The organism is Hylemonella gracilis ATCC 19624 (genome assembly GCF_000211835.1).
Taxonomy (GTDB): domain Bacteria; phylum Pseudomonadota; class Gammaproteobacteria; order Burkholderiales; family Burkholderiaceae_C; genus Hylemonella; species Hylemonella gracilis.
The window spans coordinates 1-16,493 of sequence record NZ_AEGR01000100.1; the positions used below are offsets into that span (position 1 = coordinate 1).

The 16,493-nt window shown below is 64.3% G+C and carries 17 protein-coding genes; 6 read left to right on the forward strand and 11 right to left on the reverse strand.

Annotation, left to right across the window (positions count from 1 at the left end; genetic code table 11):
- From HGR_RS15055 to HGR_RS15065, 3 genes are all read left to right on the forward strand, one after another.
- Positions 1-3,418 (forward strand): tetratricopeptide repeat protein (locus tag HGR_RS15055; RefSeq protein WP_006299221.1); only part of this gene is annotated, 3,418 nt, incomplete at its 5' end.
- A 43-nt stretch (positions 3,419-3,461) separates the two neighbouring features.
- The gene (locus tag HGR_RS15060) at positions 3,462-3,953 is read left to right on the forward strand and encodes a hypothetical protein (RefSeq protein ID WP_138922563.1); all 492 of its coding nucleotides are present in this window, start codon (positions 3,462-3,464) and stop codon (positions 3,951-3,953) included.
- A 64-nt stretch (positions 3,954-4,017) separates the two neighbouring features.
- A complete protein-coding gene (locus HGR_RS15065; protein WP_006299223.1) occupies positions 4,018-4,476 on the forward strand; it encodes a CBS domain-containing protein in 459 nt (152 codons plus the stop codon).
- A gap of 38 nt (positions 4,477-4,514) precedes the next feature.
- Here HGR_RS15065 and HGR_RS15070 read toward each other — a convergent pair whose 3' ends face one another.
- The 10 genes from HGR_RS15070 to HGR_RS15115 form a co-directional block, all read right to left on the reverse strand.
- Positions 4,515-5,429, reverse strand: coding sequence for a sugar phosphate isomerase/epimerase family protein (locus HGR_RS15070; RefSeq protein ID WP_006299224.1), 915 nt, complete (start codon positions 5,427-5,429; stop codon positions 4,515-4,517).
- Positions 5,426-6,352 carry a VOC family protein gene (locus HGR_RS15075; protein WP_006299225.1) on the reverse strand — a complete coding sequence of 309 codons (927 nt, stop codon included), beginning with the start codon at positions 6,350-6,352 and terminating at the stop codon, positions 5,426-5,428. Before HGR_RS15075 ends, HGR_RS15070 begins: the two co-directional genes overlap by 4 nt.
- Positions 6,353-6,373: 21 nt before the next feature.
- The gene (locus HGR_RS15080) at positions 6,374-7,222 is read right to left on the reverse strand and encodes a shikimate dehydrogenase family protein (RefSeq protein WP_039853819.1); all 849 of its coding nucleotides are present in this window, start codon (positions 7,220-7,222) and stop codon (positions 6,374-6,376) included.
- 58 nt (positions 7,223-7,280) lie between these two features.
- On the reverse strand, positions 7,281-8,291 hold the full coding sequence (locus HGR_RS15085) for a TRAP transporter substrate-binding protein (protein ID WP_006299227.1): 1,011 nt from the start codon (positions 8,289-8,291) through the stop codon (positions 7,281-7,283).
- A gap of 80 nt (positions 8,292-8,371) precedes the next feature.
- On the reverse strand, positions 8,372-9,649 hold the full coding sequence (locus HGR_RS15090) for a TRAP transporter large permease subunit (RefSeq protein ID WP_006299228.1): 1,278 nt from the start codon (positions 9,647-9,649) through the stop codon (positions 8,372-8,374).
- On the reverse strand, positions 9,646-10,218 hold the full coding sequence (locus HGR_RS15095) for a TRAP transporter small permease (protein ID WP_006299229.1): 573 nt from the start codon (positions 10,216-10,218) through the stop codon (positions 9,646-9,648). Before HGR_RS15095 ends, HGR_RS15090 begins: the two co-directional genes overlap by 4 nt.
- Positions 10,219-10,309: 91 nt before the next feature.
- Positions 10,310-10,999 (reverse strand): TetR/AcrR family transcriptional regulator, encoded by a 690-nt coding sequence (locus HGR_RS15100; protein WP_006299230.1) that lies wholly within the window; start codon positions 10,997-10,999, stop codon positions 10,310-10,312.
- Positions 11,000-11,126: 127 nt separating this feature from the next.
- A complete protein-coding gene (locus HGR_RS15105; RefSeq protein ID WP_006299231.1) occupies positions 11,127-11,828 on the reverse strand; it encodes a hypothetical protein in 702 nt (233 codons plus the stop codon).
- Between the two features lie 30 nt (positions 11,829-11,858).
- Entirely contained in the window at positions 11,859-12,326 is a 468-nt protein-coding gene (locus HGR_RS15110; RefSeq protein ID WP_006299232.1) for a type II 3-dehydroquinate dehydratase, read from the reverse strand.
- 5 nt (positions 12,327-12,331) lie between these two features.
- Positions 12,332-13,342 (reverse strand): TRAP transporter substrate-binding protein, encoded by a 1,011-nt coding sequence (locus HGR_RS15115; protein ID WP_006299233.1) that lies wholly within the window; start codon positions 13,340-13,342, stop codon positions 12,332-12,334.
- Between the two features lie 105 nt (positions 13,343-13,447).
- Between HGR_RS15115 and HGR_RS15120 the strand changes: the two genes are divergently transcribed.
- The 3 genes from HGR_RS15120 to HGR_RS15130 all read left to right on the forward strand — a co-directional run bounded on the left by HGR_RS15120 (position 13,448) and on the right by HGR_RS15130 (position 15,639).
- Positions 13,448-14,254, forward strand: coding sequence for an IclR family transcriptional regulator (locus HGR_RS15120; RefSeq protein ID WP_006299234.1), 807 nt, complete (start codon positions 13,448-13,450; stop codon positions 14,252-14,254).
- Positions 14,255-14,413: 159 nt separating this feature from the next.
- Positions 14,414-15,019 carry a DNA-3-methyladenine glycosylase I gene (locus HGR_RS15125; RefSeq protein ID WP_006299235.1) on the forward strand — a complete coding sequence of 202 codons (606 nt, stop codon included), beginning with the start codon at positions 14,414-14,416 and terminating at the stop codon, positions 15,017-15,019.
- Between the two features lie 143 nt (positions 15,020-15,162).
- A complete protein-coding gene (locus tag HGR_RS15130; RefSeq protein WP_006299236.1) occupies positions 15,163-15,639 on the forward strand; it encodes a hypothetical protein in 477 nt (158 codons plus the stop codon).
- A gap of 40 nt (positions 15,640-15,679) precedes the next feature.
- Here HGR_RS15130 and HGR_RS15135 read toward each other — a convergent pair.
- Positions 15,680-16,493: GGDEF domain-containing protein (locus HGR_RS15135; RefSeq protein WP_006299237.1), on the reverse strand; the 814-nt coding region annotated here is incomplete at its 5' end.

Here is a 16,493-nt window from a genome sequence, read left to right on the forward strand (position 1 = left end):
CACCCGCCGCATCCAGATGTACGGGGACAACGGGGTCTACCTGTCGTCGCTGGCCATCGACCGCCATGCCGCGAACAAGGCCCTCAACGTCGATAAGTCGCCCTACAAGCTTGAGCAGCCCACGGGCGTCGCGGTCAGCCCCAAGGGTCAGATCTATGTGCTGGACGCCGCGGGCGGCATCTTCAGTGACCGCTCCCAGGTCAAGATCTACGCGCCGGACGGGCGCTTCCTGCGGGTGCTGCCCAAGAACGGCAAGCCCGCCGCCATGCTCATGGGGCCGGACGGCAGCGCCTACGTCACGGACGCGGCCGAATTCACCATCCAGCGCTACCTGCCTGCGGGCGGACAGCCCAGTTACTTCGGCTCCAAGGGAGACGGCCGCGGGCAATTCATGAGCCTGTCTGGCTTGGCGTTTGAAACCGATGACTCCGGCAACGTCTATGTCGGGGACCCGCAGCAAGGCCTGCTGCACCACTTCCGGGTGCCCGCTGCCCGGGCCGTGACGCCCGAACTGGCCGAGCTTCCGCCGGTGGTGCGCGTGCGCCAGAGTTTGCCGCTGGCCGCCAGCCGCTTGGCCTGGGACGGCAAGGGCACCTTGGCCGGCGTCGCGCGTGGCAAGTCCGACGTGATCCTGCTCCAGGCCGAGGGCAAGACCACCGAGCTCAAGCTCAAGAAGGGCTTGGAGCCCTCCGCGCTGGCTTACGACAAGAGCGGTGCGCTCTGGATGCTGGAGCGCAAGAACGACAAGCTGCACAAGCTCGACGCCGCGGGCAACCCGGTGCTCACCATCGGCCGCAGCGGCAGCCGCAACGGTCAGTTCGACGAGCCCGCGGATGTCGTTTTCGCCAGTGACGGCAGCCTCTTCGTGGCCGACACCGGCAACAGCCGCATTCAGGGTTTCTCGCCGGACGGTGTGTTTTTCCGCGTCATCGACAAGGGACTCAAGGACAAGCTGGACGAGCCCACCGCGCTGGCCATCGACGACAAGGACAATCTCTATGTCCTCGATGGCGGCCGCAACACGGTGACGGTGTACGGCGCCGACGGCACGCCGCAGCGTGAGTTCGGCAACGACCCGGCGCGCGAGGACGAGCGCCTGCAAAAGCCGCAGGGCTTGCTGGTGACGCAGGAAGAAATCCTGGTGCTGTCGCCGGACCGCGTCCATGTGTATGGGCAACAGGGTGATCAGGCCGGCCGCCTGGTTCGCACCTTTGGCGCCGAGGGCAAGGAGGCCGGTGAGCTGGCCCGTGCGCAGGCCATCGCCGCGCGCGACGCCAGCACCTTCTTCATCGCGGACGGCGAGCAGGCGCGCGTGCAACTCTTCGCCACGGGCTATCGCCCCAAGCCGCCGCAGGGCGTCAAGGCCGCGCCCGCCGTGCACGGCGTCGCGCTGAGCTGGACCGCCTCGCCTCTGAACTACGTCGGTGCGTACGCGGTCTACCGCTCGGAGCAGGAGGGCGGTCCGTGGGAGCGGGTGGGTGTGAGCCCGAGCACGGCCTATGCCGACACCGGACTGCAGCCTGGCGTGAAGTACCACTACCGGGTCGCGTCGACGACCGTCGCCGAAGCCCAGGAGGGCGGACTCAGCCCGGTGGTGGCCGCGGCCGCCTTGAAGTACACGCCGCCGCCGCCGGACGAGGTGCTGGCCGATGCCACGCCGTCGAGCCTGCACCTGCACTGGAAGCCCATGGACATGGTCTCCGCCTACCGTCTTTACGAGAAGGACGGCGACAAGTTCAAGCAAGTGGCGGAAAGCTCGGTGTCCGAATTCCGGCGCGAAAAGCTGGCCTCCAGCACCGACTACAGCTACTGGCTGAGCGCGGTCAGCGTCGACGGACTGGAGTCGGAAAAGCGCCTGATCCAGGCCAAGACCCAAGTGGACACCCGCCCGCCGCTGGAGATCGACGCCACCCAACTCGCCAATGTCTTCTCCAACAGCTACAAGCTCTATGAGCAAGATGGTGTCGGCACGGTCAAGTTGACCAACAACACAACGTCGCCGCTGACCAACGTCAAGGTCAGCTTCGTGTTGAACACCTTCATGGATTTCCCGACCGAGCAGCGCCTGGCCCTGCTGGAGCCGGGGGCCAGCGCCGAGGTGCCCTTGAAGGCGGTGTTCAACAACCGCATCCTGAGCCTGACCGAAGACACGCCGGTGCAGGCCAAGCTGGAGGCCAGCTATTTCGCCGAAGGCCAGGCCAAGACCTTCAGCCAGGTGCGCACCATCAGCATCTACGACAAGCACCGCATGAGCTGGGACGAGCCCGGGCGTTACGCGGCCTTCATCACGCCCAAGGACCCGCTGATCGTCAATTTCACCCGCTCGGTGGCCTCGGAGTTCGGCGCCGTGAAGGAGCCCACGCTGATCGCGGCCGCGCTCTTCCAGACCCTGGGCGTGCTGGGTCTGACCTATGTGCAGGACCCGACCAACCCCTACCAGAAGACCTCGAACAACGTCTCCATCGTGGACTACATCCAGTACCCGCGCGAGACCTTGCGCCGCCGCTCGGGCGACTGCGATGACCTGGTGGGTTTGTACACCGCCTCGCTGGAGAGCCTGGGCATCTCGACCCGCGTGCTGCTGGTGCCTGGTCATATGCTGCTGATGCTCAACACCGGCGTGGAAGCCCCGGCCGATGGCTACACCATGAACGAGATGTACGTGGCGCACGAAGGCATGCTGTGGATTCCGGTGGAAGCCACCCTGGTCGGCAAGTCCTTCAACCAGGCTTGGGAAGACGGCGCCAAGACTTACTACAAGGCCAAGGGCAAGCCAGGCTTCGAGGTGTTCGACATCCACACGGCCTGGCAGACTTTCAAGCCCGCGAGCCTGCCCGAGGACGAGTGGCAGCCCCATGCAGTGCGCCGCGACGAGGTCGAGAAGCGTTTTCCCAACGACATGGGTTCGGTGCTCAAGATCAGTTCACAGACGCGCACGCGCGGCTACTTGCAGGCCATCAAGGCCAATCCCAAGGACGTGAACGCGCACCTGCAGGTCGGCATCATCCTGGCGCACCTGGGTGACCACGCCGAGGCGCGCAAGTACTTCACCAAGGCGGTGGAGCTGAACCCCAAGGATGCCGCCGCCCTGAACAACCTCGGCAATCTTCACATGCTGGAGGACCAGTTCCCGCAGGCGCAGCAGTTCTACGCCGATGCCGCGCAGGCCGACCCGCAGGACGCTGAGATCCTGATCAACCTGGCCCGCGCCCACCGCGCCGGCAAGAACATCGAGCAGGCCAAGCAGGCCTATGACCAGGCGCAGAAGATCGATGCGGCCGTGGCGAACAAGTACAAGGCCTTGGGGCTGGAGTTGATGAACACCTTGAGCACGACGCCGGCTGCCCCGCCTGCTTCGTCCCCAGCCGTGCCCGCGGTCAATCCCGCCACCGCCGCGACCGGCGAGGCCAAGTCCTGAGCGCCGGACCGTGATCATGCATTCCCCTTGGAGGAAAACCCTCATGCCATCTTTCCCTGTATCGCGCAAAGTCCCGACGACCGGGGCCTTGCTCGCCTTGGGCGCGCTGTGCGCCCTGCTCATCGGGCCGGCCCAGGCTCAGCAAAGCCCCGCTGCGACGCCAGCACCAGCAGCAGCGCCCCCTGGGTCGGTGGCTCCGGCGGGCAATATGTCGGGCTTTCTGGAGAAGCTGCGCATGAAGGTGGAGCAACTGACGCCGCAAAAGCAGGTCAGCACCTCGACCGCGGTGGGGGGCGTGCGTGGTTCCGCCGTCGCGGCCGCCGATGTGTACTGGAAGGGCGAAGCCAAGCCGCAAACCATCGACGCGGCGGAACTGGAGGCTTTCCAGAAGGGCGTGGCCCTGGCGGAATCCGACCAGAAGGTCCAAGCGCGGGCGGTTTTCGCGGAGTTTGCGAAAACTTATCCAGAGAGCATACTCAAGGCCGATGCCGAGGAATTCATGCGACACTTGGCCGAGCAAGCGGCGGCCCAGTAGCCCGCAAGGCCGTGCGGGGCCTTGTGTGGGCGGTCCACGGTAGAACGACGAGGAGCACAACATCATGAAAGTCAGCGACATCCTGCGTGTCAAGGGCAACACGCTCTACACCATTTCGCCCGAGGATCTCTTGGCCAACGCGCTCGATCTGATGTCCGAGAAGGACATCGGTTCGCTGGTCGTGATGGAGCAGGGCAAGCTCGTGGGCATGCTCACCTTCCGCGAAGTGATTCAGCAGGTGGTGAAAAACAAGGGCAGCGTGGGTGACACGCGGGTGCGCGCGGCCATGGACAGCACGCCGCACACCTGCGCCATGGACACGGAGTTGGACGAAGTGCGCCGCTTGATGCTGGAGCGGCATGCCCGCTACACCCCCGTCATGGAAAAGCACATGCTGATGGGCGTGATCAGCTTCTACGACGTGGCCAAGGCCGTGGTGGAAGCGCAGGACTTCGAGAACAAGCTGCTCAAGGCCTACATCCGAGATTGGCCCGAGGATTCGCCGGACTCGCGCTTCGTCTGACACCGGCGGCACCGCGTGCCGTGCGGTCTGCCTTGGCCTCAGGCCGTCCGTGGAGTACGTAGCCGCAACTGGTTGGGCATTGGCATGGAGCTGCGCAGGATGTCGTCGGCCAGCCAAAGCGCCGATTTGCGCGCCCGCTCGGCCACCATGGGCAGCGGCATCTGCACGTAGTCGTCGTTGAAGACCTCGAAGCTGTAGTCGCCCTTGTACCCCAGTTGGTCAATCTTGCGGACCAACTCAATGATCTGTTCGGAGTGCACGCCCTCGCCGGGAAAGACCCGGTAGGTGCGCGCCGTGGCCATGCGTTCCTCGAAGGTGCGCGTCTCCTGCCACATGAAGTCCGACAGCTGCACCAGGAAAATCTTGTCCGGGTCGATGTCCTGGATCGCGTCCAGGGGCGTCTTGGCCGCCAGGATATGGTACGAGTCCAGGCAGACCCCGAGATTGGGCGCGTCGGCGCGGCAGACCACGTCCCAGGCCGTGGTGTATTCGTTGACCGTGCGCCCCCACGACAACCCCTCGTAGGCGATGCGGATGCCATGGGGAACGGCCAGCATGGCGAGCTTGTGCAGGTCCCGCGCGATGTGGTCCAGGTCCTGGCTGGCGTGGGTCGAGGTGGACGAACAGGCCAGCAGCACGTCGCAGCCCAGCGCGGCGCACATCTCGAGCATGGTCTTGGCGATGTCGACCTTGTACTCGTGCAGGTGGCCGCTCAGTCCCTCGAAGTCGCGCAGCACCTGAAACCCCGTGCCGCGCAGACCGCTCTCGCGCACCTCGCTCACCGCGGCGCGCCAGCCCTCGGGATGGCCGACCAGGTCATTGGCCTTGAGCATGATCTGGCTGAATCCCGCCTCGCGCGTGGCCTGCAGCTTGGCCTTCAGCGGCCCGGCCAGCGTGATGGTGTCCGTGCCAAAGCCTCGGATGGCTTCCTCCATGCTGCGCTGGTCTTTCATGGCGCCACTCCGGCCTGGGAATGGACCAGCTCGAACACGACGCCGCCCAGGTAGGCCTTGGTGAGGGCGCCGCGCTGCTCGGTGTGGGCCGCCGGGCTCTCGACGAACTCCACGCCACGACCGCGCAAGGCCTTCACCGCCGCCAGCACGTCCGGCACGCCCAGGCCGATGCGTTGCAGGCTTTCACGGTTGTCCGGCGCGTCGAAGGTCGGTTCGATGAGCTGGAGCATGAAGGCCGGACCAGCTTGCCGGGTCGGCAACTGCATCAGCTTACCGGCCGGCATGATGCCGAAACGTTGCTCGTCCGGGATCAGGCGCGCACCGAGCAACGTGGTGTAGAACTCGATCCAATCGTAGGCGCGGTTGATGCCGATGTACTGCACCACGCCGAAAAAGTGCAGGCCAGGCAGCACCGGCGGATCGGCGGGCCGGGCGTTGGGGATCGGCAGAAAGTCGACGTCGTAGATGGAGAAATCCTGGTAGCGGTCCACCAGGTAGATGCGGCTGCCGCCCACGCCGTGCAGCGCCGGAATGTTCAGCTCCATGGCCTCGGGGTGGGTCGGCACCTCCCAGGCGCCCCGGGAGAGCACGTAGGCGCGGGCGGCGCGGGCATCACGCACGCGCAGGGCGATGGCGCTCAGGCTGGGCCAATCGGCGCCGTGGGTCGACCCCGCCACGTCGGCGGGATGGGCATTGACGACGATGTTCAATTCGCCCTGCCGGTACAGCGTGACTTCGCGCGAGCGATGCCGCGCGATCGGATAGAACCCCATCATCTCCAGCACCTGGCCCAGCGCCTGGGGCTGGGCGGTGGCGTACTCGATGAACTCAACGCCATCCAGACCGATGGGGTTGGCCTCGTCGCTGTAAGAGGCTTGCAAGGGTTCCCTTGCGTGTTCGGGTGGTGGCAGCAGATCGCTCATGGGGGCCTCCGTCGGGCAGATTCAGGAATGCAGGCGCGGGGTATTCAGACGCGCCACGGCGCGCAAGTTCTCGGCCGTGGTGCTGGGGTAGCCGAAGAATTCAAGATAGGCCGGGATCATCTCGAACAGCATGTCCGTGCCAACCTGGACGGGGCAGCCCCGGGCCTGCGCCGCGGCCAGGAAAGCCGTCATCTCCGTGCGCATCACGACCTCGCCCACGAAAGTGCGCGGCGAGAGGCGTTCCACATCAACGGGCAGCGGATCGCCGGCGTTCATGCCCAAGGGCGTGCCGTTGACGACCAGGTCGAAGCCCGCGGGGTCCTTGCCGCCGGTCTCCACCACCAGCGTGGGGTATTCGGTGCGCAGGCGCAGCGCCAGGGCCTCGGCGCTGGCCGACTGAACGTCGTACAGAGCCAGCCGGGCCACGCCCGCGGCGGCCAGTGAAGCGGCAATGGCCGATCCCACGCCGCCACTGCCCACCACCAAGGCGCTGGCGCCATCGAGCGCCAAGCCCTTGCGGCGAATGCCGCGCACAAAGCCTTCGCCATCGAACATGTCTCCGGCAAGCCGACCGTCACTCAGGCGCTTGACGGCGTTGCAGGCTCCCGCGACGCGCGCCGTGGGCGTGACCTCGTCGAGCAGGCCCACGGTGCTGACCTTGTGGGGCATGGTGATCAGGGCACCGCGGATGTTTTCGAGTTGGAAGACGGAGCGCAACACCCCGGCGAACGATTCAGGCCGGCAGCCCATGGGCACCACCACCGCGTTGACCCCGACCGATTCAAAGTAGGGGTTGTAGATCAGCGGTGCCTTGAAGCTGTGGGTGGGGAAACCCAGATGGGCGATCAGCTCGGTGTTGCCATCGATCAGGGCGCCCTGGAATACTCGTGCGTTCATTGGAATGCTGCGTGTCGTGTGGGGCGCGGGTTTACTTGCGCAGGCGGCTCAGCTCGGCCATCATGGCATTGACGGTGGCCTCGCCCACGTTGGCGGAGTGCTTGGCGATCACCGGCTTCATCTTCTCGCGCAGCTTGGCCACTTCGGCGGCGCTCAGCTCAGTGACTTGCATGCCGCTCTTCTTGAGCGTCTCCAGCAAGCTGCCGGCCAGGGCGCGGGATTGCTCACGCTGGTACTTGATCGATTCGTTCACCGCGTCTTGCACGATTTTCTTTTCATCGGCGGACAGACCATCCCAGAACTTCTTGCTGACCACGATGGACTGCGGGTTGTACTGGTGGTAGGTCAGGGCCAGGTGCTTCTGAACCTCGTAGAGCTTGGCGCCGTTGATCGTGGCGACCGGGTTCTCCTGACCGTCCACCGCCTTTTGCTCCAGCGCGGCGTACAGCTCGGGGAAGGGCAGGGGCGTGGGGTTCGCGCCCAGGGCGGACACCCAGTCGATGTTGATCGGGTTGGGGATCACGCGCAGCTTCAGGCCCGCGATGTCCTCGACCTTGGTGATGGGGCGCTTGCTGTTGGTGATGTGGCGAAAGCCGAGTTCGTAGTAGCCCAGACCCACCAGGCCTTTTTCTTCCAGCTTGGCGTGCAGGCTCTTGCCGAAGGAGCCATCCACCACGGCATCCGCCTCGGCTGGGTTGGCGAACAGGAAGGGGAAGTCGTAGATGGCGAAGTCCTTGACCAGGCTGGCGAAGATGCCCGAGTTCATCGACGCCATCTCCAGCGTGCCGCCCTGCAAGGCGGACACATTGGCCTGGTCGCTGCCGAGGGCACCACCGGGGAAGACCTGAACCTTGAGCTTGCCGCCAGACTTGGCTTCGACGATCTCGGCGAACTTGTCCATGCCCAGCACGATGGGATGGCCCTTGGCGTTCTGATTGACGAACTTGATGGTCTTGCTTTGCGCCTGCGCCAGGCCGGGTGCGGCGACCGACAGGGCGGCGGTCACGGTGGCGAGCAGGGTCTTGAGGAAGAGTCGCTTCATGGTTGGTCTCCGTTTTTTCTGGGACGCCCGTGACGAAGGCGGCTGCGGTGGCGTGCCCTGATGCCGCAGCCGCGAGGAAATCAGTAGAACCAGCGCGCGGGCACCATGACCAGGCTGGGGAAGAAGACCAGCAGGAACATCAGCGCGAACTGGGCGATCATGAAAGGCCAGACGCCCTTGGTCACCTCGTCCATGCTGAGCTTGCCCACGCCGGCCACCGTGCTCAGCACCGTGCCCACCGGTGGGGTGATCAAACCGATGGCGTTGTTGATCATGAACAGCACGCCGAAATAAACGGGGTCGATGCCCGCGGCCTTGAGCAGTGGCATGAAGACCGGCGTGAGGATCACGATGGTCGGTGTCATGTCCATCGCGGTACCCACCAGCATGGTGATGACCATCATGCTCAGCAGCAGCAGGGTGGGGCGATCCAGCAGAGGCTGCAGCAGGCTGATCAGCTCGCCTGGCAAATTGGCCACCGTGATCAGCCATGCCACGACCATCGCCGCAGCCACCAGGAACATGATGACCGCCGTGGTCTGAGCCGCCGACCGGAACAGGCCGAAGAGTTGCGACAGCTTCAGTTCCTTGTAGACCAGCGTCGAAATCAGCAAGGCATAGACGGCGGCGACCACGGCTGCCTCGGTGGGCGTGAACACGCCGAACTTCAAGCCCACCACGACGATGACCGGCAAGCCCAGCGCCAGGGAGGCATCCTTGAGGGCCTTTCGCACTTCGGCCAGGCTGGCGCGGGGCCTGAGCTGGCCCTGTTCCTTGCGACTGAGCAGCCACCAGGTGAAGGCCAGTGCCAGGCCCAGCATCAGGCCCGGCACGATGCCAGCGAGGAACAGCTTGGAGATCGACACGTTGGCCGTGACGCCGAAGATCACGAAGCCAATGCTGGGAGGGATGATGGGGGCGATGATGGCGCCCGCCGAAATCAGCCCCGCGGAGCGGGCGCGGTCATAACCCGCCTTGCTCATCACGGGCAGCAGCAACGCGGCCAGGGCCGCGGCGTCGGCCACCGCCGAGCCGGAGAGCGCGCCCATGATGACGGCGGCCATGATGGCCACATAGCCCAAGCCTCCGCGCAGATGCCCCACCAGACTGATGGCGAAGTCCACGATGCGCCGGGACAAGCCACCCGCATTCATGATCTCGCCCGCCAGCATGAAGAAAGGCACGGCGAGGAGGGGAAAGCTGTTGGCGCCCTCAATGATGTTCTGCGCCAGGATTTGCGCATCCAGCATGTTCAGATGCCACATCAACGCGGCCCCGGTCACCAGCAGACCGAAGGCGATCGGGACCCCCAGGGCCATGGCACCCAGCAGGGCGCCCAGGAAGATGGCGATGGTCATGCTTGCTCCCGATGTTGTTGATGACGTGCTTTGTCGTCGCCCGAGATCACCGCGTGGGGCATGTCATCGGATTCGGTGACGTGGATCAGTGCCGAGTCAGGCAACTGACCGGTGAAGAACTTCCACAGTTCGTGGGCGAGGATCAGGGCTGCCAAGACGGCGAACACCATGCCCGGTGCGTAAAGCCATGCCATCGAGGTTTCCATGACGGCGCTCGTTGATTGCAGGTTGATCAGGGTTTGCTGGCGCGCCCCATCGAACATCAGCCAGCAAACACCCAGCATCAACAAGTGCGAAACCAGGAAGCACAGCTGGCGGCCCCTCAGCGGCAACCGCGAGATCAGCGCGTCGGTGCCCAGGTGCGCGTGCTGGATCACGCCCACCACCGCGCCGAGGAAGGTCATCCACACGAACAGCCAGCGCGACAGTTCCTCGGACACGGTGATGCCGGAATTGAATCCATAACGCAGCACCACATTACCGAAGACCATGAGAACCATGAGTCCCAGGCACAGCACCATCAGGACGTTGAAGGCCCGGTGGATGAAGTCGATCAGTTTTTGAATCACAGCGATGTCTCCATAAGATCATTTTGTACGAACTGGTTAGTTTTTCAACCGGGGATAACCCGGGTAGGACTCGCCCGACCGAGGCGTGGCTTCAGTTTTTGCGCATGAAGCGCACGATCATTTCGACCACGTTGTCGCGCCGCTGGGCGATGTAGCTGCGCGCGGTCATGTCGATCTTGAAGATCAAGCCGAAGGTGTGCCGGTTGGACACGTTGAAGAAACTCAGCGCCGAGATGGAGGCGTGAATGTCCACCGGGTCCAGGCCTTTGCGAAAGATGCCCGCCTTCACGCCCCGTTCGTAGAGGTTGCGGATCGCGGCGATCGCCGGCACGTTCAATTCCTGAATGCGCTGGCTCTGAGCCAGGTATTGCCCGCGGTGGATGTTCTCGGACATCACGAGTCGGATGTAGCTCTCGTGGTCGAGATGGTGGTCGAAGGTGAAGGCCACGAGGCGGCGCAACGCTTCCTCGGGTTCCAAGTCTTGCAGCTTCAGCTCGGACTCGATGTCGCGCACCCGGCGATAGGCTTCTTCCAGCACGGCAAGGTAGAGGCCTTCCTTGCTGCCGAAGTAGTAATAGATCATGCGCTTGCTGGTGCGCGTGGCCTCGGCGATTTCGTCGATGCGTGCACCGGCCAGGCCCTTTTCTCCAAACTCCGTCTCGGCCACGCGCAGGATGTCGGCCTGGGTGCGTTCTGGGTCGTTCGTGCGCCCAGGGGTCTTGCGCGCCGGTGCCGCCGATCGACCGGTGCTGGCGCGTCGGCTTTGTACTGGTTCGTTCATTCATGAAGTATAGGTTGGCCCCTGGTCCTACCGCAATCGCCGGGGCGGGGTCTGCGTTTCCTCGCGTGAGGCATCGGATCCGGTGCGCACGACCTGCGCCGCGCGCAAGAGGTTCACCGCGCTTGTGTCACACCTCGGCTGCCGATAGGGTGGCGGAAATCCCATAGAGCCCTGCGGCACGAGCACCCTTGGTACTCTCATCAAGCGCCGTAGCGCCTTGTGGCTCGAGAGCGTTCGGTGCCAGCTCAGAGGCCAGCAGGTCGCGCAAGGGCTCTGCCTGATAGCCGCATGCCAGAAATACCCAATCCGCCGCTTGATCGTGACCTCGAATGCGTTGCTCTTGCGTCTGCGCGACCTTGCCCACATCCGCTCGCTCCAAAAGATGCGCGCCTGTCACGCCGCGTCGCGTTGGTAGCTTGTTGACAAGCTCTTCCAGGTGGGTGCGCAACTGCCGCGCTCCTTCCATTGTCGGCGTCAGCCTCAGTGTGAGCATGTAGCGCCCGACGCCTGCGCCGGCACTGGCGGTCACCTGGCACAGACTGCGCACCATGCCTGCGTGATGCCGCATCATCTTCACGGACCAGGGGGTCGGGTCGTTCAAGCGCGCGAGATACGCGGGCCCAGCGAGAACCTCCCGGTCGCTGAGCTCATACATCACGAAGAAGCCGGTGTCGTTGTCCTCGCTGGCCCAGCGCGCGCCGCGCTGGAAACCCGGGATATGCAGACGCTCCGGAAAATGCTCGTGGGTGTGCCAGTCGAGGAATTCGCACCTTTGCTCTGGCGCGATGTGCCACCACATCGCTACCACCGCCTTGCCGGTCAATGCCATGACGAGCCTTTCATTCGAGTGCTGACCCGCTTACGACTTCTTGCCTGCTTCGACGGCGGCTTGGCCGTCTCGCACGATCTCCACGATGGCTCTCAGCCCCTGGAGATAGGAATGCCGCCCCAGGCCCTGGATCGTTCCTTTCACCGCGGGGGAAATGATCGAGTGATGGCGCCAGGTTTCTCGCGCGGCGATGTTGGACATGTGAACTTCGATCACCGGGAACGGCATGGCCTTGATCGCGTCGTGCAGTGGCACGCCGTGCTGGGTGAGGCCGGCCGGATTCACGATCGCACCGTTCGCGGCATCGATGTGTTCGTGCAGGAAATCGATCAATGCCCCTTCGTGATTCGACTGGAGCGTCACGAGTGTCACGCCCAGCTCGCTGGCCAGACCTGCCAGCATGCTGTTGATCTGTTCGAGCGTCGTGGTCCCGTAAATATGCGGTTCGCGCCGCCCGAACAAGTTGAGGTTGGGACCGTGTAGGACGAGGATCTTCATGGGAATCACAGCTTCGAGATCCGTTCTAGTTCGGCCTTGAACAGCGTCACGATGGCCGGGTCATAGGCTGCGGAGAACTTCTCGTAAACGGGGCGCACCTCGGCACGCATGCGGGCCAGTTCCGCGGGCGCGATGTCGTTGTAGATCATGCCTTTGGCTTGCAATTCGCCCAGGGCTTTGCTGGAAACCTCGCGGCTGATCGTGCGCTGCCAGTTCTGCGCTTCGATCGCGGCGTCCTGCAGCAGTTTCTGTTCGGCCGCCGAAAGGCGATCCCAGAAACGCTTGCTGATCTGAATCGGATTGGTCGCGTAGACGTGGTTGGTGCCGCTCACGTACTTTTGCACCTCGTAGATCTTGCTCGACTCGATCACGGCAAAGGGATTCTCTTGGCCATCGACGGCCTTGCTTTCGAGCGCGCCATACAGCTCGGCAAAGGCCATGGGCACGGGGTTGGCCTTGAAAGTCTTGAAGGTTTCCAGGAACACCGGGTTGGGGATCACGCGCAGCTTCAGGCCTTCCAGGTCCGAGCCTTTCGTGATGGGCCGCTTGCTGTTGGTGACGTTGCGAAAGCCCAGGTCGAAGAAGCCCAGCACCACCACACCTTTTTCCGGCAGCTTGGCTGCGAGCATTTTCCCGAGCGGGCCGTCGACCAAGGCATCGGCCTGCCGTGCATTGGCGAAAAGGAAGGGGAAGTCGAGCAAGCCGAATTCCTTGACGATGCCGTTCAGCGAGGTGGTCGAGGCCACCAGCATTTCCTGCACGCCACCTTGCAGAGCCGACTGTTGCTGCAGTTCGTTGCCTAGTTGGGAGGATGGGAATTCCTGCACCTTGATCTTGCCGCCGCTCGTGGTCGCGACGATCTCGGCGAATTTGCGCACGCCCAGACTGGTTGGATGGCCGGCATTGTTCAGGTGGCCGAACTTGATCACGCGGTCCTGGATGTCCTGCGCACCGGCCGCGGCAGCGACCACCATGAACGATAGGCCGACCAAGGCCGCCTTGAATTGCAGTTTCACTTGAATGTCTCCTGAATAGTGAGGGGGCGCACCGCCACGTGGCAGTGTTGGGGCATGATAGGAAGCAGTCTTGAATGCTGTTCCACATAGGAATCTGATTTCACAATGTCAAATCAATCGGAGCGACAGGCAGTTGGCGCGGTCGATCGCGCCTTGCTCATCCTCGAGACACTCGCGGCCCAACCCCAAGGGTTGCCGCTCGCTGCCTTGGCCGATGATTTGGGGCTGCCGCGCAGTGCTTGCCACCGGCTGCTTCAGGAGTTGGTGCGTTGTGGGTATGCGCGGCAGCTGCGCGAGCACGGTGACTACGCCCTCACCACCAAGCTGCCTGCCCTGGGACTGAACTTTCTAGGCAGCACGGGCATCGTTGATCTGGCCCAGCCCATCATGGCGCGACTGGCCGAAACCTCGGGCGATCTGGTGCGCCTGGCCCTGGTAGACGGTGATCGCCTGACCTTCGTGGCCAAGGCCCAAGGCGCGCGCGCCGGTCTGCGCTACGACCCGGACATGGGCATCGATGTGCGTTTGTCCTGCAGCGCGGGAGGTCACGCTTGGCTCATGACCTTGAGCGAGGAACGCGCGACCACCTTGGTGGCGGCCCAGGGTTTCGGCAGTCCGAAGCAATACGGCCCCAAGGCGCCCACGACCTACAAGGCGCTGATGAAAATCCTGGACGAGGACCGCCAGCGTGGCTACAGCGTGATCGTGGAGTCGTACGCGCCAGGCATGTCGGCCATGGCCGCGCCCATCGTGCGTCGTGGGGGCGAGGCCCTGGGCGTGATCACGATTGCCGGTCCCTTGCAGCGGCTCACGCCGGCCCGCATGCAGGAGCTGGGCGCACCGCTGCGTCAAGCCGCGGCCGATCTGGCATGGGTCAGCGCCTCTTCGCCCATGTTCGAGCGGCGCGGCTGAGCCGCTTGAGCATCGGAGTGTGCCCGAGCCGATCCGATCCGTGCCGTACCTGCCCTGGCGCTTGTGTTTGGGCCGGTTGGATGATCTCTTCTCTTCTATATAGTCAGCAGCAGGCCCGGGGCGTCTTGAGCGTTGAAGTGAGATGGGGATCAGTTGATCATGAACACAAGCTGGATCGCGCCCGATGGGCAACCCCGCTGCCACTGGTGCAGCGCCACGCCGCAGTACCTGGCCTACCACGACGAAGAGTGGGGCCGGCCGGTGGCAAACGACCAGCGCCTCTTCGAAAAACTCAGTCTGGAGGGATTCCAGTCGGGGTTGAGCTGGCGCACCATTCTCGCCAAGCGCGAGAACTTCCGCGCGGCTTTCCATGGGTTTGACTTCGAGCGGATCGCGCGCTACACCCAGGACGACGTCCAGCGCCTGCTGGACGATGCGGGCATCGTGCGGCATCGCGGCAAGATCGAGGCCGTCATCCACAACGCGCAGCGCATGCGAGAACTGGTGGATCAGGAGGGGTCCTTGGCGGCCTTCGTGTGGCGCCATGAACCCGACCCCCGTACCCTGGCCGAGCCCCAGACGCAATCGACTTCGCCGGTTTCGGTGACCCTCTCCAAGGAGCTGAAGAAAAGGGGCTGGAAATTCGTGGGGCCGACGACGGTGTACGCCTTCATGCAGGCCATGGGGTTGGTGAACGACCATGCGAGGGATTGCGTGATCCGCGACCGCGTCGAACGGGCGCGACGATCCTTCCAGCGGCCTTGAAACCGGCGGGCCGCCCGTTCGCGAAAGCGCTGCGGCTTGGGGCTGACCCTGGTGTGGCGTGCGCGCCATGCTGCGGCGCCAAGGATGGCGCTGCCCGCCCGGTCTTGCTATAACGGCCCCACCGCCAACAGACGGGAGTTCCCATGCCTTTTGACCTGACGACCTTCACCCTCATCCACGTCCTGCTCAGCGTGCTGGGCCTCATCGCGGGCCTCGTGGTCGCCGGCGGTTTGGTCTCTGGCGCGCGCCTGGACGGCTGGACCGCCTTTTTCCTGTCCACCACCATCGCCACCAGCATCACCGGTTACGGTTTTCCGGCCCCAAAGCTGCTGCCTTCGCACATCGTGGGCGCGATTTCCCTGCTGGCCCTGGCCCTCTGCGTTTACGCGCGCTACGCCAGGAAGATGCAGGGCGGCTGGCGACGCGTTTACGTCGTGACGGCGATCACGGCGCTGTACCTCAACGCCTTCGTGCTGATGGTGCAGTTGTTCGTCAAGACTCCCGCCTTGGCGCGCCTCGCGCCCACGCAGCAGGAAACGCCGTTCGTCCTCACGCAGGCCGTGATCCTGGTGGTCTTTGTTTGGATCGGCGAAAAAGCCTGGCGGCGTTTCCGCCCCTGAGCCCCAGGGCAAGTTCGGCCAGCACGCACTCAGCACGCACTCAGCGCGCGAGCACCCGGTTACGGCCCTGGGCCTTGGCTTCGTACAGGGCCTGGTCCGCTCGGCTGATCACCGCCTCGGCGCTGGCGTCGTCCCTGTGCGCGAGGCTCAGTCCCACGCTGACCGTGACCTGTCCGACCGCTGGAAAAGGCGTCGCCGCCACGGCGGCGCGGATCTTCTCGGCGACGGCCCAGCCTTCATTGGGGTCCATGCATTCGGGCAGCAACACCACGAATTCCTCGCCGCCGTAGCGGGCCACGAAGTCGGTGACCCGTGTTGATTGAGTGAGCAATTGACCCAGGCGTCGCAGCACTTCGTCACCTGCCTGATGGCCGTGGCGGTCGTTGATGGACTTGAAATGGTCGATGTCGAGCAGCAGCAGGCCAAATCCACGCTCGCTGCGGCCCAACAGCTGAAATGCCTCCTTGATGCGGGCATCGAAGCGCCGACGGTTATGGACTCCAGTCAAACCGTCCACGGTGGCCAAACGTTCCAATTCCTGGTTCGCGATGGACAGCGCCTCGGTCCGTTCATGCACTTGCTGTTCGAGGGAGGCGTTGAGTGTTTCCAGCTCGGTCTCGTGCCGCAGCAGCGCTCCCGTCATGGACTGGATGGAGGCGCTCAGCTCGCGGATTTCTTTGATTTGCTTTTTCTCCTCGGGGTAGACCGGTTGACGGTCGCGCCGCTCGATGTGCCGCATGGCCTTGGCCAGCATCTCGATGGGTTGGCTCACGCGCGTGGCCAGTCGGTAGGTGATGAGGGTGAACACCAAGGCCGCGAGCAGGCCGAAGATCAGTAACTGGCGGGGGGAGGGG